16 protein-coding genes and 1 pseudogene are annotated in these 20,403 nt (G+C 39.6%); 16 read left to right on the top strand and 1 reads right to left on the bottom strand.

The genetic code is table 11. From position 1 onward, the window contains the following. Positions 1-157: 157 nt before the first annotated feature. Complete coding sequence (locus tag ACINWC323_RS14520) at positions 158-577, top strand: hypothetical protein (protein WP_005286631.1); 420 nt, start codon at positions 158-160, stop codon at positions 575-577. Between the two features lie 13 nt (positions 578-590). Here the strand turns inward: ACINWC323_RS14520 and rlmKL are convergent, their stop codons facing one another. Further along, the gene (gene rlmKL, locus ACINWC323_RS14515) at positions 591-2,795 is read right to left on the bottom strand and encodes a bifunctional 23S rRNA (guanine(2069)-N(7))-methyltransferase RlmK/23S rRNA (guanine(2445)-N(2))-methyltransferase RlmL (protein ID WP_009509665.1); all 2,205 of its coding nucleotides are present in this window, start codon (positions 2,793-2,795) and stop codon (positions 591-593) included. Between the two features lie 286 nt (positions 2,796-3,081). On the opposite strand from rlmKL, the gene ACINWC323_RS14510 reads away from it, so the two are divergent. From ACINWC323_RS14510 to ACINWC323_RS14445, 15 genes and pseudogenes are all read left to right on the top strand, one after another. Beyond that, on the top strand, positions 3,082-3,447 hold the full coding sequence (locus ACINWC323_RS14510; RefSeq protein WP_009509657.1) for a hypothetical protein: 366 nt from the start codon (positions 3,082-3,084) through the stop codon (positions 3,445-3,447). 80 nt (positions 3,448-3,527) lie between these two features. Beyond that, positions 3,528-3,938 (top strand): hypothetical protein, encoded by a 411-nt coding sequence (locus ACINWC323_RS14505; protein WP_009509668.1) that lies wholly within the window; start codon positions 3,528-3,530, stop codon positions 3,936-3,938. A gap of 113 nt (positions 3,939-4,051) precedes the next feature. Further along, the gene (locus ACINWC323_RS14500) at positions 4,052-5,068 is read left to right on the top strand and encodes an aspartate carbamoyltransferase catalytic subunit (RefSeq protein ID WP_009509655.1); all 1,017 of its coding nucleotides are present in this window, start codon (positions 4,052-4,054) and stop codon (positions 5,066-5,068) included. Positions 5,069-5,080: 12 nt separating this feature from the next. Beyond that, complete coding sequence (locus ACINWC323_RS14495; protein WP_009509662.1) at positions 5,081-6,313, top strand: dihydroorotase; 1,233 nt, start codon at positions 5,081-5,083, stop codon at positions 6,311-6,313. Positions 6,314-6,518: 205 nt separating this feature from the next. Further along, complete coding sequence (locus tag ACINWC323_RS14490) at positions 6,519-7,088, top strand: hypothetical protein (RefSeq protein WP_032881170.1); 570 nt, start codon at positions 6,519-6,521, stop codon at positions 7,086-7,088. 315 nt (positions 7,089-7,403) lie between these two features. Further along, positions 7,404-8,819, top strand: a complete 1,416-nt coding sequence (locus ACINWC323_RS14485; protein WP_009509670.1) for an OmpA family protein — start codon at positions 7,404-7,406, stop codon at positions 8,817-8,819. Positions 8,820-9,003: 184 nt separating this feature from the next. Further along, the gene (locus ACINWC323_RS14480) at positions 9,004-10,053 is read left to right on the top strand and encodes a hypothetical protein (protein ID WP_009509683.1); all 1,050 of its coding nucleotides are present in this window, start codon (positions 9,004-9,006) and stop codon (positions 10,051-10,053) included. Positions 10,054-10,134: 81 nt separating this feature from the next. Continuing rightward, positions 10,135-10,908 (top strand): Rossmann-like and DUF2520 domain-containing protein, encoded by a 774-nt coding sequence (locus ACINWC323_RS14475; protein ID WP_009509663.1) that lies wholly within the window; start codon positions 10,135-10,137, stop codon positions 10,906-10,908. A gap of 87 nt (positions 10,909-10,995) precedes the next feature. Continuing rightward, entirely contained in the window at positions 10,996-13,596 is a 2,601-nt protein-coding gene (locus tag ACINWC323_RS14470) for a type VI secretion system Vgr family protein (protein WP_009509676.1), read from the top strand. After that, positions 13,593-14,537: a hypothetical protein gene (locus ACINWC323_RS14465; RefSeq protein WP_009509644.1), complete on the top strand. Its 945-nt coding sequence runs from the start codon at positions 13,593-13,595 to the stop codon at positions 14,535-14,537. Before ACINWC323_RS14470 ends, ACINWC323_RS14465 begins: the two co-directional genes overlap by 4 nt. Before the next feature lie 8 nt (positions 14,538-14,545). Then, entirely contained in the window at positions 14,546-17,305 is a 2,760-nt protein-coding gene (locus tag ACINWC323_RS14460; RefSeq protein WP_009509682.1) for a T6SS effector BTH_I2691 family protein, read from the top strand. A gap of 10 nt (positions 17,306-17,315) precedes the next feature. Further along, positions 17,316-18,083 carry a putative type VI secretion system effector gene (locus ACINWC323_RS14455; RefSeq protein ID WP_032881176.1) on the top strand — a complete coding sequence of 256 codons (768 nt, stop codon included), beginning with the start codon at positions 17,316-17,318 and terminating at the stop codon, positions 18,081-18,083. After that, positions 18,080-18,843, top strand: a pseudogene (locus tag ACINWC323_RS0118830) (putative type VI secretion system effector). Before ACINWC323_RS14455 ends, ACINWC323_RS0118830 begins: the two are co-directional and overlap by 4 nt. Further along, on the top strand, positions 18,840-19,607 hold the full coding sequence (locus ACINWC323_RS14450; protein ID WP_009509652.1) for a putative type VI secretion system effector: 768 nt from the start codon (positions 18,840-18,842) through the stop codon (positions 19,605-19,607). Before ACINWC323_RS0118830 ends, ACINWC323_RS14450 begins: the two are co-directional and overlap by 4 nt. Beyond that, on the top strand, positions 19,607-20,392 hold the full coding sequence (locus ACINWC323_RS14445) for a putative type VI secretion system effector (RefSeq protein WP_005231017.1): 786 nt from the start codon (positions 19,607-19,609) through the stop codon (positions 20,390-20,392). Before ACINWC323_RS14450 ends, ACINWC323_RS14445 begins: the two co-directional genes overlap by 1 nt. Positions 20,393-20,403: the final 11 nt, after the last annotated feature.

Raw genomic sequence — 20,403 nt, forward strand, 5'->3', positions numbered from 1 at the left:
TAGAGTATGACCCAAAGATGGTGATGAAAATCACCATCTTTTTTTGTATTGGTGCATCTGGTCAGATTTTTACAGGAATATTACCAATGACATTGCCACTGCTATAAAAACTTGATAGTTTCAAAACAAATAAGAACAAGATTCAGGATGAATTAAAATGCAAAAAAATAGACATCATTACACAGGCACGTGTGTGATTTTGTTGTTCAGCGCTTTATCTTCTATCGGACATGCTGCACAGCCATTGCCGGAGGGAACCTTATCTTTGCAAACAGGGGCACTAAATAATGCCTTGCCAAATATCATTATCAAAGCTCAACAAGATGCATTAAAGCCTGCAGAAGAACGCTGGCGTTCACAGCGTGTACTAAGTGACAGGAATTTGCGTGAAATTCGTGTCAGCATGCTTGCTGAAGGAGGTTTTTCTGCTTACGAAGAGCAGAAAAAAACCACGGTGATGGATGTTCGTGAGAAAAGAAAAGCGACCATAAAGCCTCATGCAGAGGCTCCTGATCGCTTTATGATTTATGAGTTTGACTCACCGAATATCAAAAAAAGTAAAATTACTTTTCGATGAGTATTCTAAACACTTAAATACTTGGGTGCTGAATTCTCCAGGCACGATGGATTTTCTGATTGCGTTTAAAATCCAGACCAATGGTTTCAGAAGTGATTTCTTCGACCTGATACATGGCCTCAATCTCTTCATCTAGCTCAAAACCACGATAGTTATTTGAGAAGTAGAGCGTACCGTCACTGGTTAGGCGGTTCATGGCACGTTTAAGCAATGAAACATGATCACGCTGTACGTCAAAGGTACCATAGAACTTCTTCGAGTTAGAGAAGGTTGGCGGATCAATGAAGATCAGATCATATTGCTCATGACCTTCTTTAAGCCACTCAAAGCAGTCGCTGGCGAAGAACATATGTTGTTCATCGGCATGATCTACGGTTAAACCATTCAGAACAAAGTTCTCTTTCGACCAGCTTAAATAAGTATTAGATAAATCGACACTGGTGGTACTGGCTGCGCCACCTAAAGCAGCATGTAAGCTGGCCGTAGACGTGTAGCTATACAGATTCAGGAAATGCTTGCCGCGTGCTTCTTTGGCAATACGCAAACGCATCTGGCGGTGATCCAGGAACAAACCCGTATCCAGATAATCGGTCAGATTCACCAGAATCCGGGCATTGCCTTCCTGAACGATAAAGCGTTTAGAAGCCGTACTCTGTTTGGTGTACTGATTTGTTCCAGCTTGGCGAGCACGGGTTTTAATAAAGATTGCATCACGATTGAGCCCTGTGACCGCTCGGATTGCTGCCAGACCAAGGTTAAAACGTTTTTTTGCTTTTTCTGGATCAATTTTCTTTGGTGGTGCATATTCTTGTACATGCAATTTGTCACCATATAAATCAACTGCAATATTAAAGTCTGGCAAATCTGCGTCATATAAACGTAAGCAATAGATATTTTCTTTCACTGCCCACTTTTTCAAAGTTTGCATATTCTTTTGCAAACGGTTGGTAAAGTCTTCGGCACCTTCAATCGGTTCAAATTGTTGTGGTTGCCAATTGGCCAGGAAGGGCTGGGTTACAGTCGCAGGTTTGACTGTACCAAAACGGGTATAGATCGGTAATTTACCGTTCATCAAACGCGAGGTTTGTGGATCGTTAAATGCCAGTACGTCTGCCTGCTCAATTTGAGCGGCGATGATGGCTGCGCGCTGATTTGGGAAATTCTTTTGCAGTAAAGCAGATAAACCGAGATATAAAGAACGATTCGATGCTTTATCACCTAAACGTTCACCATACGGTGGGTTGGTGACGATAAAGGCTTTTTTACCTTCAGCATGGAAATCATCCCAGTCGGCCAAAGTACGTTCTTCAATCTGGATTTGATCCAGTAATTTTTCAAAACCAGCAGCGATGATGTTTTGGCGTGTCGCTTTTACTGCTTCCCAGTCGGCATCATAAGCATAAAATTGGGGTAAGGGTTGCTGTAAGGCTTTTTCATGACGCTCGGCGGCTTCCGCTTTGAGCGACATCCATAATTCATGGTCATGCCCATGCCAGCCATTAAAACCAAAACGGCGAACCAGACCAGGTGCGCGGTCCGTTAGAATCAAGAGTGATTCAATAATAAAGGTGCCCGAACCACACATTGGATCAAGGATAATATCGGGTTGATATTGTGCCAGTTGTGCCTTTTGTAAAATTGCTGCAGCCAGATTTTCTTTAATTGGGGCATCGGTCATAAAACGGCGATAGCCACGTTTATGTAAAGAATCACCAGATAAGTCCAGGCAATAGGTATGTTCGGTTTTACCCGCCAATACATAGAGTGTGATTTCCGGTTGCTTGATATCAATACTTGGACGTTTGCCCACAGCTTCCATAAAGGAGTCGACCACACCATCTTTAACACGGAGTGTCGCAAACTGGGTATTGACCTTAATTTCACGTTCAACATGCAAACGAATGGCAAAAGTACTTTGTGGTGCAAAAATCAAAGACCAGTCAAAGCTGATCGCACCTTCATAGAGTTCTTCAGCAACATCACGTGCGTCATGAGTATGTTCGAGTTCATGGGTATGAATCGGTAACAGTACGCGAGAGGCAAGACGCGACCACATACAAATGCGATATGCATTTTCGAGTGTGCCTTTAAAAACCAAACGTCCAGCGAAGCGTTGAATGTTCTGAATCCCTAAATTTTCGAGTTCTTGTTGTAATAAGGTTTCAAGTCCATCCGCACAGGTCACCCAATAGTTCGTCAGACGTTGTGTAGAATTCATGCACATTTCCAAAAAAGCAGTTCAGCAATCGGCTATTTTAACTGATTTTTGTTTGTTCTGTCGGTGCATATTTGTGTGATTGTTAGCTTTATCGGCAATTCATCCTACTTTTTTGACGAAATGTTGTTGGCCTCAACTTTTTTAATGTCAGTTGATGTCGTGCTGAGAATTGTTTTGTTGAAAAGTTGGTACATGTTTTACTTTCTAAATCAGTACTACATCAGTGAGCAATTTTACTTAAAGCTGATGAAAATTAAGAATTTTAATTTTAGGCTGTGGGGATGTTATGAAAGAAAGCATGAACAATGAAGTACTGGTCAATGCCGAAGCTTTTACGATTGCAACTCAAATGTATGTCCGCTTAAGACGTGTTTGTGGGCGTGTCATCGATGTGATGTATCTGGTCAATAATCAGGAGTATGCCAAACATGTACTGGATATTGCTCTCGATACGCAAGATCCAGAGTTGCAGCGCTTTGTGGCACGCCTGAGTCCATTGATTGCGTTATATCCCGAAGCTTCTTCACATGTACTGGAGAATAAATTGAATGTTGAAAAAGATATGGTTTCAGATGCCTACTCAATGGAAGTGACCGAGGAAGAAATTTATCAGGCTCAGGTGCATCATCACTATATTGGTGCATTAAGGTAAATTATTTGTGATTTAAAGATAAAAGAAATCTAAAGGATGTAGCTATGATGTTTACATCCTTTAATTTATAAGTTTAATAAATGGAAAAAATAATATTTGTGATGACTGTATTTTTAAGTCCGACCCTTCTTGCATATCCTATTACTATAAACGTCGTTAAATTTGTTGATGAAATCTACTCAGCTGAAAATAATCCCGACTTTATTGAACGTTACGAAACAGGAGATAAGAGCCAATTTGTAACGTTCAGAACTAAAGCATGGGATCATGCTGATGCAAAAGTTGTTATTGAGAAGGCAGTCAATGCTTCCTACGGAAGCTTTCCTCGTTATTCGCTCATAAAAACAGACCTATATTGTCATGATCAAATATTAAAACGGACATTTTTCCTTTTTGATGAATTTGGAAATTTAGGTCGTTACGATGAGCAAGAAAGTACGGTATTAGCCATGAATAGCAATTTAGGTAAAATTGCCTGTAGTAACGAATAAAAATTAATAGGATTAAAAAACAAAAAGATTTTTACTTAAGTGCTGAAAACTTCAACGACGCAGCAAAACTAAAGTCTGTATAATGCCTTAACTTAACGTGTTAGGAATCTCTTATGCACTTGGCGGCATTGCATACTTTGAGTCAGATCCAGCTGAACCAACAAGGAAATCTAAAACACTTTTTAACCATTGAGGGTCTTTCTAAAGAAACCTTGACCAAGATTTTAGATACAGCGCAAAGCTTTTTAGATGAAAATAATAATTTGATCAACCGTCCGTTACTTGAAGGACTGACGGTCATGAATCTGTTCTTTGAAAACTCCACCCGTACCCGTACCACCTTTGAAGCGGCAGCAAAACGTCTGTCTGCCAATGTCTTGAATATCGATATTGCGCGTTCAAGTACCTCAAAAGGTGAAACGCTACGTGATACCTTGTGGAATCTGGAAGCCATGGCGGCAGATATTTTCGTGGTACGTCACTCCTCATCAGGTGCAGCACATTTTATTGCCAAAGATGTCTGTCCAAAGGTCGCGATTATCAATGCAGGAGATGGTCGTCACGCGCATCCAACCCAGGCCATGCTGGATATGCTGACCATTCGCCGTGAAACCAAGAAACCCTTTGAAGAGCTGACGGTTGCCATTATCGGGGACATCAAGCATTCTCGTGTGGCACGCTCGAATGTCGCTGCATTGCAAACATTGGGTTGTAAAGATATCCGTGTAATTGCACCAAATACCTTATTGCCCGTCGGTTTTAATGAATATGGTGAGCATGTTCGTCTGTTTAATAAAATGGATGAAGGTGTGAAAGATTGTGATGTGATTATTGCCTTACGTATTCAAAATGAACGGATCGACTCACCAGCCCTATCATCACAGGCTGAATTCTACAAAATGTACGGCTTAAACAAAGAGCGTCTGGCATTGGCGAAACCGGATTGTATCGTGATGCATCCTGGACCAATGAACCGTGGTGTGGAAATTGACTCGAGCGTGGCAGATGGTGATCAGTCGGTGATTTTAAAACAGGTCACCAACGGTATTGCCGTTCGTATGGCAGTACTGACACTTGCGATGCAAGGGCAGTTACAAGAACAAGGTTTAATTGAAGCGATTGCACTGTAAGGAATAGATCACATGAGTATTGTAAAAATTGAAAATGTCCGTGTGCTCGATCCGATTCAACAGACTGATCAGGTGCAAACGGTTTATATTGAAAATGGTAAGCGCATTGATGCCGTTGACCAGGTTGATGAAACACTCAATGGTCAAGGCAAATGGTTAATGCCAACCATGGTGGACTTGTGCGCAAGAATGCGTGAGCCAGGCCAGCAACAGCATGGCACCTTGAAATCGGAAGGAAAGGCTGCACGTGCCAATGGTATTTTGCATGTCATCACACCGCCAGACTCAAAGCCGATTGTGCAGGACAATGGTGCCCTGATCCATGGCCTGATTGAAAAAGCGCAACTGGACGGCGGCATCTACTTGCATATCATTGGCGCACAAACCCAAGGTTTAAATGGCAAGCAACCTGCCAATATGGCCAGTTTAAAGAAGGGTGGCTGTACCGCAGTTTCAAATGCCAATGCTGCATTTGAAAATGATGATGTGGTGATTCGTACCCTTGAGTATGCCGCTGGCTTGGGTTTAACCGTAGTGTTCTATGCCGAAGAACCACAAATTGCCAAAGACGGTTGTGCGCATGAAGGTTTTATTGCCTCTCGCCAAGGTTTACCGATGATTCCTGCGATTGCAGAAACCGTTGCGATTGCCAAATACCTTCTGATGATTGAAGCAACTGGGGTAAGAGCACACTTTGGTTTATTGTCTTGCGGTGCATCGGTCGATTTAATCCGTGCAGCAAAGGCCAAAGGCTTACCAGTAACCGCAGATGTGGCTATGCATCAGCTACATCTTACCGAGCAATTGACTGACGGCTTTAACGCGCTTGCTCATGTACGTCCGCCATTACGTTCGGAACAGGATAAGCAATTATTACGTCAAGGTGTAAAAGAAGGTGTTATCGACGCCATCTGTACCCATCATGAACCTTTGAGCAGCTCGGCGAAAATGGCACCGTTTGCAGAAACCCAACCGGGGATTACGGCATTCGATACCTATGTGGCTTTAGGCGTACAACTGATTCAGGAAGGACTGTTCGAGCCGTTGGAATGGGCCGCAAAAGTGACCTCGACGCCAGCACAAGTTGCCAATATGACAGAACGCTGGATGCAGGAAGCAGGCTGGGTATTGGTTGACCCGGAACTGCAATGGACGGTGTCTAAAGAGACCATCCTTTCACAAGGCAAGAATACTCCACTTATCGGTCAGCAATTGACCGGCAAGGTTGTGAAGACCTTCGCATAACAAATTAAGTCTTTTTTATATCAAGCGGAATAGGAGCTAAGTCTTATTCCGCTTTGTAAAATGTGATGTAGATATTGTATTTAAATTTTACAGAATAGATAAAAACAAGAAAAAATAGATTAAAGTAATTATATAAATGAGATATGCCTTACATAAAATTATAAAAAAGAGAAATAAGCCATTCTAATAATTGGAGCTTAATACGATGTCTATACATCCTATGGAATTACTTAAACAGAAAGTTTCATCTGTGATTGTAAATGATCAAACCAGCTTGGTGAATGAAAAAAATGATGTCTTATCAAGATTTTATCCTATCTTACTTTATCGTTTACTAGAAAAGCCCGAGCTGGTCGATAAGTTAAGAGAAAAACTTACGCCTTCTATTTTTGATTTGCTGGAAGAAAATGAGCGTGTTAAGAATGCATTGTTGTTGAGACTGGCCGCAGGAAAGGTGTCCGTAGCTGAGGTGGAAATTACCTTAAATCGGGCTATTCCTAAAAGTCTGGCGGTTTTATCCAATGAAGTGGGTAATGATGCGATGGCGATCATTTATTATTTAAGAGATCATAAAGCATCGATTTATTCTTTATTGCCGAGCTGGACTACCGAAGTTTTGGCACAATTAAATGAAACCTATATTAAAGAGCAGTTACTAGACGTTATTCCAGCTATTCCTATCGTTCCTCCTACAAAAAAGCAGAACAAGATTTTTCCACTTTTTACAGTGCTTTTTGGCTTTTCCCTGATTTTTTTATATCATTTAAGTAAATGATGCTTGTTGGCTTGAATGTATAGTCTAGAGTGAATTTTTTATTTTTATAAATCCATGATTTTAAATATAAAGATAGATAATTTTGAAGAATAGAAGGGAACTTTTATATTTAATAATATTGTACCAATTGTTAAAAAAGATGCGCATTTCTTATTTTTCTTTGTAAATTGTGATGTAAGTATTGTATTTAAATTATATAAAAATGAATAAAAAAAATACAAAAGATTAGAATGAAAAAGCAGCAGTTCACTTGAGCTTCGCTTTTTTCTTGAGTGTTCTGAATATTATAAATTTAATGTGTTGGAGTGAATAACAATGTCAATAAACCCAATGGAACTGTTAAAGCAGAAAGTGACTTCGATGATCGTGAGTGATCAAGACGGTCTAGTGAATGAAAAAAGTGCTCTTTTATCTAGGTTCTATCCCATTTTACTTTCTATTTTAGCGGCAAAACCTGAACTTATTCAGAAATTAAAAGATTCTATTTCGCCCTCACTATCAGATTTATTAGGGCATAACGACCAAGTCAAAAATGCGCTTCTGACCAATTTAAGCAATGGGCAACTGTCTAGTGCGGAAACAGAACAGACCTTAACCCAAGCGATTCCAAAAAGTCTAGCAGCTTTAACCAGTGAAGCTGGCAATGATACGCAAAGTATTGTGAACTATTTAAAACAACATATGGATTCGATCCGTTCTTTATTGCCAGCATGGGCAGTTGGTCTATTGGCACCACTCGGGTTGGTGTCGAGTGCATCTGCTGCTACTTCTAACTTTGCCAATACTTCGGCAGCGACGGCACCTAAATCTCGTGCATGGCTACCTATTGTGGCCTTGATTATTCTCGGTTTATTGGTGGCTTGGTTGTGGAAGTCTTGTCAAAACAAACAGGCGACTGCACCTGTAACTCATGATACAAATTCAGCCTCAGAAGTTGCGGCAGATGCTGCACCAGCGACATTATCTCTAAGCACCGATGGTTCAGGCAATCTTGCCCAATGTCAGGTGGGTGTTGGGGATCAAGGATTTTTGGCGACCATACAGACCAAAGTGAAAGAAGTATTTTCTGCAAATCAGCAATGTAGCGTTGATACAACAACCAAGCATGCTGGAACATTTATGGATCAGGCAGGCCTTGCTGGTGTTTTAGGTCTGCTTAAAGGTGTGCCGAATGTTTCTCTGGACTGGATTGGTGACAATATTACCCTGAAAGGTGGAGATGCGAATCAACTGAACGATCTACTTGGAAAAATTAAAGGGCTCGTGCCTAATACCGAAGTGGTGGTTGAAGCACCTATGACTACGGCAGACTCTGTGAGCCATAGTTTAAATGCCGCACAGGATGCTTTGGCAAATATTGATGCCAGTCAGGTGGATATTAATGATGTGATCAAGGCTTTAAATTTACAGATTATCAATTTTGCAACTGCATCAAACCAGATTCCAGATGAAAATAAAGCCATTCTGGATAAAGCTGCAGCTTTAATGAAAAATACCAAAGATGCAAAATTAACGGTAGCGGGCTATACCGACTCAACCGGTAATGCCAATAGCAATAAAACCTTATCGCAAAAACGTGCTCAAGCCGTGGTAGATTATTTGGTCAGTCAGGGTGTCGCTGCTGATCAGCTTACAGCGGTAGGTCATGGCGCAGATAATCCGGTAGCAGATAATACCACTGAGGAAGGGCGTTTTAAAAACCGCCGTATTGAGTTCTCAGTTACGCCATAAAATCAGTGTTAAAACCTAATATAAAGGAGCTATTCAGTCGATAGCTCCTTTAATTTTATCTAATAAATGGATTAAAAACCCGATCACTTAATTTATTTAAACCAAATATAAGAAAAGACTCGAATAAGTCGAGTTAAATTGAGTAGAATACGCCCGAAAAAAACAAGATAACAGGGTAATTAATATGAATAAGTTTTTTATATTCACCTCTTTAACCGCAGCAGTTTTATTGACAGGATGCGATAAATTCAAACCTAAAGATAAAGTTGAAAATGTTGAAGCCGCAGTGTCCGAATGGAGCTGTACCAATCAGGATAACCTGAATAATATTCAGGCTGCATTAAAAAAGGCATATTTAAAGCAGATTGATCGTAGCTTGCGTGAAAGTGAATACCAGGCAGATTATGATGTGCTGGATAAGATTAACAAAGGTCTGAAATTTGAAATCAAAAATGTGCGTACTTTAGATAATACGGACACTGAGCAAGCTTCAAAAACATTATTAGATTGTGATAGTCAGCTGGTGATTTCATTCCCTAAAGGCTTACAGAAACGTGCTGAAAATGCTTATCTCGAAGAGCAGAAATATCAAAGAGATGGCGAGGATGAAGGGCAGTCAACCTATACCTTGGGTGATTATTTCTCAGATAGCGACTATCCATTAAAGCTTGAAGATGACCAGTTGCGTGGTGACTTTACCTATAACCTGACCAAGACGGATAAAGACGGTGTGGTATTGAATATTCCGGATCAAAACGCTGTGATTGATGGGGTCGTGTTTATGGCAACCAAAGCAGTGCATTACATGGCCTACCTTAAAGAAAACCGCCTGATTGAACAGAATAGCGAAAAGGCTCAGCAGGAGTATGATGCAAATTCATCTGCTCAGATGGAGCTGGCGCAAAAAGCAATGGATATCCGTAAAAAAGAGCTGGATGCGGAAAAGAGCAAGCAGGTTGAACGTTTGAACCAGACCTGGGACAAGTTCAGTGCCGAGCAGAAGGCACAATTGCAGCAGGACCAGTCAGACTGGTTTGAGAAGCGCGATGTGGATTGTAAAGTGCTCTCACAGAAAAGTGTCTATGATACGCCTGAGAAAGATCGCGAAACCTATCAGAAGCAGGCGGGTTACTGGAACGACGCGATGCATAAGCAAGATCAGGATATGCAATATACCAAATGCTTTATTCAGCGCACGATTGAACGCGTTGTTTACTTAAATAATGTCAATTAAGTGAACAAGCAGAAAAGGACGAATTGATTCGTCCTTTTTTTATTGGCATGCTTAAGCAAATCACGTGCTTAGATAAAGTTTATGAAAATTACATTGATCGGTGCAGGGCGTGTTGCCACACATTTAGCTAAAGTCTTACAGTTACAGCACCAGATTGTTCAGATCTTTAGTCGAGACTTACAGCGTGCCCAGACCCTTGCCAGTCTTGTCAGTGCTCAGGCAATTGATGATGTGAGGCAGCTTGATCCGCAAACAGACTTGGTGATTATTGCGGTCAGTGATCAGGCAATTTCCAATGTAATTGAGTTGATTGCACCTTATTTACTAGACAACCTGATTGTGCATACCTCAGGCAGCACCAGTTTATCGGTTCTGCAAAATACTCATCATCGGGCAGGTGTGTTTTATCCTTTGCAAACCTTTAGTTTTGACAGGGACGTAAACTGGCTAGAAACGCCTGTGTTTGTTGAAGCTGTTGAGCCACAGGATTTAACCTCTTTGACGGAATTAGCAAACAGTTTAAGCCATCGTGTCTATCAATATAACTCTACGCAACGTCAAACTTTACACTTGGCAGCAGTATTTGCTTGCAATTTCAGTAATTACTGTTATGACATGGCAAAGCAGATTGTCGATGCCGAGCAGGTGGATTTTAGCTTACTCCATCCACTGATTTTAGAGACTGCAAACAAAGCCACAGCCAATGATCCCAAGGATATGCAGACTGGCCCCGCAATGCGAGGAGACCGCAATATATTAAATATGCATCAACGGTTATTGGGTGATTCTAATCGTTCTGACTTGCAGAATATCTATACTTTAATGAGTGAAGCGATATTAAAACGCCATCAATAGCACCTTTTAACAATAAGTATACAAAATAGACAAATCAGTCTGTTTTGTATAATATTAATAAAATTTTATTTTATATTTTATAAAAAGATGTTGGCTAATATATTTCAAGCTTTAGAGAGTCTCGGCCTTACAGCACAAAAACGTGCCATTCATATTCAGTTTTCAAATCAAAATTTAAACTCCCAAGTCTTCCTGCAACGTATTGATGGCCAGCATGAATTAAACGCTGGCTTTAAGGCAGAGCTGATCTGTTTGTCGACCAATGCCACCATTCCACTCAAACAATTTATTGGCAGCCAAGCCGCGATTGATACCGTCACCGATCAGGGACAACTCAGCCGTGTCACAGGCATTATCACCCAAGCCTTGCAAGGCCAGTCGGACGGTAGTTTAACGCTCTATAAAATCACGCTTGAAGATCCAACGGCTCTGTGGAAACAACGCCGTAACAGCCGTGTGTTTATGAACAAGAGTGTACGTGATGTAGTGGAAGTTGTCTTTAAAGAATGGCAACAAAAGAGTCCACTCTTTGCATCAAGCTTAAGTTTAGATTTAAGTGGGCTGAGTCAAGACTACGATGTCCGACCATTCATAATGCAGTCCAATGAGAGCGACTATGACTTTCTCACCCGTTTGCTACGTAGCGAAGGCATTAACTGGCTGGTGGATGAAGCAGAAAGAACCGTTCCACAAAGTAGTGCTGCGATTCAGCCGCAAAAACTGCGTCTGATTGATGACAATAGTCAATATCAGGCCTTAGAGCGTCGCCAGATTCGTTATCACCGCAGCAGTGCCACCGAACAATACGACAGCATGACCAGTCTGGTCGGACAACGCTCATTACAACCGAGCAGCGTACATGTGCAACGCTGGCAAGCTGATGCACTGGAACAGGAAGACGGTGCAGGCAGTGTCCAAAGTACGCATAAACACAGCGAACAACACGACAATGCCAGTCTCGGTCTGGAACAGGCCTGGCACTTCTCACCTGCATGGATGCAAGACCTGAATGGTGAAGATGGTGCAACCCAGTCCGGCAATACCCAAATTGAAAAACTGAATCAGAATCTCGGACAATATTACGATCTGCAATCCAAACAGTTTGTGTCGAAGACCACAGTGAGAGATACCCATGTCGGTTACTGGTTTGAACTGGCCGAACACCCTGAAATAGACCAACACGATGGCAGTGATAAAGAATTCCTGATCACAGGCAAACAGTTCTACAACCAGAACAACTTGCCTAAAGATCTGCACCAGCAGATTCATCAGCTACTGACTCAAAGTAACTGGCAAATAAAAGAGAGTGACGAACGCCAAGCCAACCAGCTGACGTTACAACGACGTAGCATAAAAACTGTACCCGAATACCATCCATTACAACACCGACCAGCCGCTTCACCGCAACGTGCCAAAGTGGTTGGGCCAAGCGGCGAAGAAATCCATGTGGATGAATGGGGTCGTATCAAAGTTCGTTTTCTGTTTACCCGTAGTGAAGACCACAGCCACGATAGTGGTGCAGGGGCCAATGACAACGATACCGATTCGGCCTGGGTCGATGTGCTGACCCCGTGGGCAGGAGAAGGCTATGGTGCACGCTTCTTGCCCCGTATCGATGAAATCGTGGTGATTGATTTCTTTGATGGCAATATCGACCGTCCATTTGTGGTCGGACGTATTCACGAAGCGCATCGTAGTCCAAGCAAATTCGACAATGCAGGCAAGCTGCCAGACACCAAAAAACTGGCCGGGATCAAATCGAAAGAATATCAGGGCGAAGGCTTTAACCAACTGCGTTTTGATGACACCACTGGACAGATTAGCGCACAACTGCAGAGCAGTCATGCTGCCAGCCAGTTGAACCTTGGGAAGCTGAGCTATCCGAAAGACAAGGCAGAAAGTGAAGACCGTGGTGAAGGTTTTGAGCTGCGCACCGATCAATGGGGTGCAGTACGAGCTGGAGAAGGACTACTCGTTTCCACGCATAAACAGGATCAGGCGCAAGGTGAACATCTGGATGCGCAACCTGCCAAGCAACAGCTGGAGGGCAATCAAAGCAATGCCAAAGCCTTAAGTGAAGTGGCCAAAAACCAGCAGACCTATGAGATTGAATCAGTTGATCAACTGAAAGCGTTTGCTGATGAAATTGAAGCTGATATTGCCAAGTTTAACAAGGCCATGCTGTTATTGAGTTCGCCAGCAGGCATTGGCCTGAGCACTAATGAAGATATTCATTTATCGGCGGATGGTCAGATCAATCATTTTGCCGGTGATAGTATCAACTTAAGTACGCAAAAAAATCTGGTGGCACATGTCAGTGGAAGAGCCAGCCTGTTTGCCGCACAGAATGGGATTAAACAGGTGGCTGCTAAAGGTAAGTTTGAGGTATTGGCTCAAGCAGATGGAATGGATTTGCTTGCCAAGCAAGGGATTCAGATTATTTCAACAGAAGATCGAATTGAAATCACCAGTCCAAAAGAAATTGTGATTACCGCAGGTGGTTCTCAAATTAAGCTGGATGGTTCAGGTATTTTTCCGATCACAGGCGGTAAGTTTGAGGTAAAGGCTGGGCAGCATTTGTTTATGGGTGGGGCATCTGTGAATGTCCCTGCAATTGATTTACCTGATTGTTCTGCGAAGCAGACACAGGCAGCCCAAAATGGCTCAGCTAAGGTTGACTTATCATGAGTTCACCTATTTTTACAGCAGTTCAATATGCTTCTGAACAAGATGACAGAGTCCTGTTAGAACAGCAGTGTATAAAGTTATTGCATCAATATGGTCATATCATCTTTTTGTTAGATAACACCTTAAATCCTTCAATTTTTGATGATGTGGTCAATACCTTAGCGAAAAAGAATATTGCTTATATTCCCTTAGCAATTAAAAAGGACATGGAAACATCTAATCTTTTTTTGATACGTATTGATGATCAAAAGGTATTTGGGCAAGTAAAAGATGATGTCCTGCTAAATTTACTGCGCAATAAAGATATTACCAATGACTATTACTTTGTACATGGCTTTGGTGTATCAAAAACAGGATCTCTTGAGGAGTTAAGAGATCAGATAAGAAATAAGCTCGTGGTGTCTGATCAGGAGCGAAAAATTTTATTCCGTTGGTATGATCCCCGGGTATTGATTTATTTAAATGACATTTTGGAAGAAAAAAATTTATTGAGCTTATTGGAAAGCTTTGAAGCTTGGCATTTTCTTCATCCCACAGGATTTTATAGTATCGAATCTAGTGTAAAAAGGAATCAAATTCAAAAAATACCTCTGCGTTCTTTAAATAAAGAACAATCCATCGCATTAGATCTAGTTGAAATAGCAAATAGTGTTTTTCAGCAACTGAAGGATTTTAAAGAAGTTGATATTTCAAAATTACACCCTGTAGAAATTCATAAAACTTTATTACATGCATATCAATTCTATGGACTAGAAAATAATCTAGATCTTGTCACTTATGGTTTGTATGGGCAAATTATTCATAAAGACTTTATGGCTCATCCTGTGGTTACGGATATTCTTTATGCACATTGTGTGCAGGGCGAGCTTTCATTTACAGATGCAATGGATTATCTGGATGCTGAGTTGTACTCCGTTATTCAGCAAGATCTAAATGTATAAGGTGTGATATGACAACAAATCAACAGGCTAAATTCAAGATTCCATATAGTACTAACTCTAAATTTGATGAAGTTCTAAAACAGCAAAAGCAACAGCAAGCTCAAATTCCTAAATTTGGTCAAAACAATTCTTTGGGTAAGATTGGAAGTCCAGAAGATCTGAAAAAATTAGCCAAAAAAATAACTGAAAGTTCAGTTTCCAAATCTGCAAAACAGTCCACTGCTGCAAATGTACAGAATAATAGCGCAGGGCAAGCACAAAAAGAGTGTTCTAACTTCTGTCGTAAAACAGGATTTAATATTTTACCTTTACGTTATACGGTAGTCAGTAACGCAGCACCGGCTTTGCCAGCGACATTAGGAAAAAATGTAAAAGAGATTCAGTTAAGTCATTTTAAATATGCGGTAGAAATGATTGATACTGGATATATCTATCGTTTAGTAAAACGGGCTTCAGGAGCTTTAGAGTGGGCAGGCTATCTAGTTACACCAAAAGGACATTTATCTTATTTTCCTGTAGGTAAAGAAGCGCCTAAAAGTGTGCCTGAATTTGCCTGCAAAGGGGCCGGGCATAGTGTTAATTCATCTCTGATTACTCTAGAAAGCAATCCTAAAGATGAAGCTAAAATTGCTTATCTCATCCATACCCATGATCCGATAAGTAAATTAAAACTAAAAGAATATGAAAAAAATGCCGAAAAGTTTGTAACTGAAGGCAAATGGCAAAAGTTTATTGTAGGAGGGGGAGCTGCTCAAGCACACTGTTTGGCTACAGCTAATCTGAAAAATTCAATTTATAATGTCAAAAGTTTTGGTACAGGACGAATTGATCAAATTTTGAAAAAATTTGCTCAAGAACCTAATAATGTTGCTTGTATGGCGTTGTATGATCCAATTGGGATAACGCTTAAACTCAATGAAAGCCGAAATGCGAGATTTGAAAAACTTACAAAATATATCGCAGAGAAAGATAATAAAACGACCAATGAACATAAGTTGCATTCTTCTCAACTGGTTGATAGTATTAAAATTATTATTGAAAACAAACTGATTAATCAAGGTTTAAGCACGAATACTTTACAGGCAGATTTAAGTACTAAATTAATATTTGCGCAAGGTAAAATCCCTCTCTTTGGATCGATGGATCAAAGAGACTACCAAAGCAAAGTCAATGAAATTTGGGATCGAGCTTCGCCGCAAGAAAAAGAAAAGTTTTTACAGCAGTACAATAAAAAATATGCTGCGGGACAAAAGCAGGTCAGAGATAAGATTATTAGTCAATCTAAAGCACAAGCGAAATTGGATTGGGAAACCAAATATTCGACTAAAATTGATTGGACTGCAAAAAATGCTTTTGACGACAAAGTGAAAGCATTAACGAATGAGGCACGCAAATCGGCACAAGCCTATGCAAGCGATCATTTAAAATGGTTGCAATCAAAACAGTTGCTAAAAGCATTTTATACTTATGATCAGACGGTTCTAAAGGGGGATGGTGCATTATTTCATATAAAAGCACTTTCTGTCATGGATGGCATGACAGGGTGTGATGAAGGGCAGGCATTGATGGAAAAATGGTTAGGGGTGGATAAAATCTCTGACGATAATCTATATATGCGGGCGGTCACCTATAATCAAAAAAGTCTGATTGATCAATATAATGCAAAAAGTCCTGAAATTACCTCTTTAACCTGGGATCAGACTCAATCCAGTTTAAAGGGTTTAATTGCTGCGTTTGTCAGTGCCGACCAGCTTTGGGAGCAATGGCTAGCCGACCCAAACAATAAAATTAATGACCTGAAATGGTATAATCCTGCCAGAACTTTACCCTGGATTTCCGAGATTACACGCAGTGTAGCCAAATGGAGCCTGCAATATAATGCAAGTCCTTTGATTGCAAAGAAACTTTCAAGGGTTTCTTTTATTGCCTATGCTCATAGTTCGTTATTAACAGACAAAGTACCAAAATGGTCATTGCTTTATAATATTGACTTGAAAATGACGAATGCTGCAAGTCAGTTGAATGCGACAGAAATCCAAAAACGTTGGAAAAATGCAGGGCAGAATACGGCTGCACAGAAAATTAAAGAAATTCTGAGTAAATCTCCTGTGAGTGTAGCACTCAGGATTTCGGGGGTTGTTGCTGTATTCGAGTTAATGAATTTGGGAACGCAAGCCAGTCTTTTTGCTGGAGATAGAAATTGGGAAAATGGTTTTAAAGTTACTGCTGGATTGTTGGCATCTACAGCAGCTGTTTTAGACGTAGCTGGTGGCGGAATTGCAGCATTAAGTTTTGAAGAAAAAGCGAATAAAATTAAGCATTTTGGTGCATGGTTTGCTATTGGCGGTGCAACATTTAGTTTAATTGCTGATACTACAGCGTTTGGTAAGGAACTTATGGGTGATAAAAATGGTTGGTTGGCAATTGTATTAGGCGTTAAAGTCTTAGCTTCAATAGGGGTCGTTGCAGTAGGTTTTGGAATGTTGACATTGCTGCCTTCATTACAAGGTACTTCACTTGTTAGAAGAATTGAGTCAATGGTACTAATGGAGAAATTATTAAGATTGGGTCTGGTTCGTGCTGTGGCCTGGCTAAATTGGGCTGGGTTGGCTTTGACTGTAATTGAGATTATTTTGAGAAATTATTACTACACAGAAAATGAACTGCAAAAATGGTGTAAAAAGTCAGTATTTGGGACTGAAGCGGGGAAATATGAATCTTTCGAAGATGAAGAAGAAGCATTTAGTAAAGCAATGGTGAGTATTTAAGATGAGTAAAATGTTAGTGGTTGAAGGTTGTGTTCGAAACTTAAAAGTTGAAGACTCCAGAATCCATCCATTTAGAAACATCGAAAAACAAGCAGCAGGTACAGCTATGGTTGGAGCTTTAACTGCAAGCAGTAGTTTGGCAACCAATGCTCCTATTATGATGATGGCAGCAAGAGGAGAAGCTGCTAAATCTTTTACTTGTGAGGTGGGCGAATATCGAGTAATTGGTCAGTTTACAACAGTACAATTTAAGAATGGCGATGAACTGGTTTGGGTCATTAGTGAAGAAAAAGAACAAGGACGATATTTGGTTTATGCAACCCTAAACCCCAAAACTGGATTATTGCATATGATTAATGAGATGGGGCGTTCTTTAAAATGTGGTTATATTAGTATTATTAAAACAGCAATAGTCTTGGGGTTATTCTCTATATTTATCATTAACTGTATCGTATTAGTGACTTGGTTTATTTCCGAAAATGGTTTGGGATATAGTCTTTTTGAATATTTTACACTTTTTATTATCCCTCCATTTCTTTTTTCTTTCATACTTGTACTTTGTACTTTCCTTTTTTCACGTGATCAGAAACAGGCCTGTCGACTATCAGAACAAGTCTTTGAGGTGTTAGGTTTTGAAGATGTTAAAAATCAAGATTTCTTTGGAACTGCAGATCATTTTAAGGAAAATGGGCATACTTTCAAACGTAGTGTGATGTATTACCGTAGAAGTTTAAAAGGAAAAGATCCTTATCCAGAGGATTATTTTGATAAAAAATGATAAAAATCGAAGGCCGTGTAAGGAATCTTCAAATTGAAGATTCCAAAGTTTATCCATTTAAAAACATCGAAAAACAAGCTGCGGGTACTACAATGATAGGAGCTTTAACTGCAAGCAGTAGCTTGGCGACCAATGCTCCTATTATGATGATGGCCGCTAGAGGAGAAGATGCTAAATCATTTACATGTGAAGTCGGTAATTATCGTGTGATTGGTCAGTTTACCACAGTACAATTTAAGAATGGTGATGAACTGGTTTGGGTAATTAGTGAAGAAAAAGAACAAGGACGACATTTGGTTTATGCAACCTTAGATCCCAAAAACGGATTATTACATATGATTAATGAGATGGGGCGTTCGTTAAAGCAGGGCTATATAAGTATTTGTAAAACAGCGCTATTTGTTGCTCTATTTTTTGTATTGTTCGGAAATGCAATCATATTAATAGGGAGCTTTTTTTTGATCAGGGTTTGGATTTTAGTCTCTCTGAATATTTACTCCCTCTTATCATAGCACCATTTGTTTTTACATTTTTATTTGTTTTAAGTACATTTTTATTTTCACGTGATCAGAAACAGGCTTGTCGATTATCAGAACAAGTTTTTACGGTGCTAGGTTTTCAAAATGTTAAAAATCAGGATTTTAGAGCTAATAACTTTTTTACTGATGAACAGGGTAAATTAAGACGAAGTGTTATGTATTATCGAAAAAATTTAAAAGGCCCAGATCCCTATCCAGAGGGTTATTTTGATAAGAAATGATAAAAATCGAAGGCCGTGTAAGGAATCTTCAAATTGAAGATTCTAAAATCCATACTTTAAAAAATATAGAGAAGCAAGCTGTTGGTTCGGCAATGTTAGGTACTTTAGCCAGCAGTAGCGCATTGATGACAAATGCACCAATTTTGCTAATGGCAGCAAGTGGAGAAGATGCTAAATCCTTTACTTGTGAAGTCGGTGATTATCGTTTGATTGGTCAGTTTACAACAGTACAATTTAAGAACGGCGATGAACAGGTTTGGGTGATTAGTAGGGAAAAAGAGCAAGGAAGACATTTAACTTATGCTGTACTTGATCCTAAAACTGGGTTACTTTATATGATGTATGAATTGGGACGGTCGTTGAAAAAAGCTTATAACTATAACAATAAGGTAGCATTATTTTTAGGACTAGTATGTTTTTCATTTATATCTATTTTAATATTAGGTTCAAAAATTTATTATGGAGGTAGTGTAGATATTTATTTTAATGATATTATTAAATATTTATTTTTAAGCTTTATTATAAGTTTTTTATTTTCCTTCTCTTTTTCTTATCTTGTTTTCGGCCGAGTATCAAAGAAAATGGGAGTATTATCTGATAAAATTTTTAAAGTCTTAGGTTTTAAAATAATTGAACAGGATTTTTACAATGATTGTATCGTCAAAGATGGCATTCATATTAGTGTCATGGAATATAGAAAAAACTTAAAAGGCCCAGACCCATATCCAGAGGATTATTTTGATAAGAAAAAAGTTAGTGAATGATGACTGGTCTAAAATTAAACCTAAAACTGGTAGAAGGCCCAATCCATTCTTTAGAAAAAGCCAAATCCAAAATACCCGTAAATCAAAATGTGGGAGGAATCGCAACTGGTACTGCTTTTGCAGGTGTACTGGCTGAAAGTAGTTCGTTACTTACCAGTGCTCCTATCCTAGTGATGGCAGGTAAAGCTAAAGATGGCATCACGTTTACAGGGGAGATAGAAGGACATTCTTTACTAGGGCAATTTACAACGGCTCGTTTTAAAGAAAATGATGAACTGATCGCTGTAATTAATGACAAGCCTGTAGATGGGCGTTATCAGGTTTATGCCATTCTTGATCCTAAATCTGGTTTGCTTTATATGATCTATGAAATGGGTCGTTCAGTAAAGAAGGGCTATAAAGCGATTATTATGCAAACCTATTATTTCACTTTAATTTGTTGGGGTGGGATGTCAATAATGCTTTTAATTTTTTACATTTTTGATTTTAATTATTCTTGGGACTCTTTTCTATATTTAATAATGTGGATACTTATAAGTATTTTTATCTGTATTCCATTGATGGCTTTTGTAAATTATTTTGGTTATAGAAAATCATATGAAAATTTTGGAACATTATCAGAGCAAATATTTGAAAAACTAGGCTTTGATGATCCTAAAGAGCAGGATTTTTACAATGATTATTTAATTAATGATGGAATCAACATCAGTGTTATGTATTATCGAAAGAATTTAAAAGGCCCAGACCCTTATCCAGAAGATTATTTTGATAAGAAAAAGGGTTGAAGTAAGAGGTT

The organism is Acinetobacter sp. WC-323, from assembly GCF_000314615.1.
GTDB classification, from domain to species: Bacteria; Pseudomonadota; Gammaproteobacteria; order Pseudomonadales; family Moraxellaceae; genus Acinetobacter; species Acinetobacter courvalinii.

Excerpts from the sequence above, each read along its gene's own strand:
- ACINWC323_RS14520 (WP_005286631.1), top strand. The coding sequence starts at position 158 with ATGCAAAAAAATAGACATCATTACACAGGCACGTGTGTGATTTTGTTG.
- rlmKL (WP_009509665.1), bottom strand. The coding sequence starts at position 2,795 with ATGAATTCTACACAACGTCTGACGAACTATTGGGTGACCTGTGCGGAT.
- ACINWC323_RS14510 (WP_009509657.1), top strand. The coding sequence starts at position 3,082 with ATGAAAGAAAGCATGAACAATGAAGTACTGGTCAATGCCGAAGCTTTT.
- ACINWC323_RS14505 (WP_009509668.1), top strand. The coding sequence starts at position 3,528 with ATGGAAAAAATAATATTTGTGATGACTGTATTTTTAAGTCCGACCCTT.
- ACINWC323_RS14500 (WP_009509655.1), top strand. The coding sequence starts at position 4,052 with ATGCACTTGGCGGCATTGCATACTTTGAGTCAGATCCAGCTGAACCAA.
- ACINWC323_RS14495 (WP_009509662.1), top strand. The coding sequence starts at position 5,081 with ATGAGTATTGTAAAAATTGAAAATGTCCGTGTGCTCGATCCGATTCAA.
- ACINWC323_RS14490 (WP_032881170.1), top strand. The coding sequence starts at position 6,519 with ATGTCTATACATCCTATGGAATTACTTAAACAGAAAGTTTCATCTGTG.
- ACINWC323_RS14485 (WP_009509670.1), top strand. The coding sequence starts at position 7,404 with ATGTCAATAAACCCAATGGAACTGTTAAAGCAGAAAGTGACTTCGATG.
- ACINWC323_RS14480 (WP_009509683.1), top strand. The coding sequence starts at position 9,004 with ATGAATAAGTTTTTTATATTCACCTCTTTAACCGCAGCAGTTTTATTG.
- ACINWC323_RS14475 (WP_009509663.1), top strand. The coding sequence starts at position 10,135 with ATGAAAATTACATTGATCGGTGCAGGGCGTGTTGCCACACATTTAGCT.
- ACINWC323_RS14470 (WP_009509676.1), top strand. The coding sequence starts at position 10,996 with ATGTTGGCTAATATATTTCAAGCTTTAGAGAGTCTCGGCCTTACAGCA.
- ACINWC323_RS14465 (WP_009509644.1), top strand. The coding sequence starts at position 13,593 with ATGAGTTCACCTATTTTTACAGCAGTTCAATATGCTTCTGAACAAGAT.
- ACINWC323_RS14460 (WP_009509682.1), top strand. The coding sequence starts at position 14,546 with ATGACAACAAATCAACAGGCTAAATTCAAGATTCCATATAGTACTAAC.
- ACINWC323_RS14455 (WP_032881176.1), top strand. The coding sequence starts at position 17,316 with ATGTTAGTGGTTGAAGGTTGTGTTCGAAACTTAAAAGTTGAAGACTCC.
- ACINWC323_RS14450 (WP_009509652.1), top strand. The coding sequence starts at position 18,840 with ATGATAAAAATCGAAGGCCGTGTAAGGAATCTTCAAATTGAAGATTCT.
- ACINWC323_RS14445 (WP_005231017.1), top strand. The coding sequence starts at position 19,607 with ATGACTGGTCTAAAATTAAACCTAAAACTGGTAGAAGGCCCAATCCAT.